Below are 476 nucleotides of genomic sequence, written 5' to 3'. Positions count from 1 at the left end.
GCTGGCGATCGTCACGGCGTTGGCCTGCACGCGGCGCTTCGCGCTGAAGCTGTCGATGGCGTCGTCCGTGTCGGTGGCGCGCACGCCGTGGAAGCGCAGTTCCTCGCCGCCGGGCGTGGCCGGGGCCTGCGCGGCGCTATCGAAGATGACGAGCTTGTGGCGCGCCTGGCCGTCCGCGCTGTCGTCTGCGGGCTGGTCGTGTTCGAAGCGCCAGTTCAGGCCTTCCGAGGCCAGCAGGCGCGTGAAGAATTCCAGGTCGCTTTCGCGGTACTGTGTGCAGATGGTACGGGTGGGCTGGTCCTGGCTGATGTCGAACTCGAAGCGCAGTTGCGGGTAGTCCGACAGCAGTTCGGTGACGATGTCCTGCACCGTCTTGTCCTGGAAGATGTAGCTGTCGCGGCGCAGGCGCAACAGGGCCAGCGCCGGCTCCAGGCGCAGGCGGTAGCGCGCCACGCCGCCGTCCGCGCCCAGCCAGG

General features: G+C 69.1%; 1 protein-coding gene. It reads right to left on the bottom strand.

Annotation, left to right across the window (positions count from 1 at the left end; translation table 11 throughout):
- A partial coding sequence (locus GM672_RS27860; protein ID WP_211517463.1) for a contractile injection system protein, VgrG/Pvc8 family occupies positions 1–476 on the bottom strand: 476 nt, incomplete at both ends.

The organism is Pseudoduganella buxea (genome assembly GCF_009720835.1).
GTDB lineage: Bacteria > Pseudomonadota > Gammaproteobacteria > Burkholderiales > Burkholderiaceae_D > Rugamonas > Rugamonas buxea.
The sequence above is the reverse complement of the archived record's forward strand: the minus strand, read 5'-3'. Positions and strand labels throughout refer to the sequence as shown.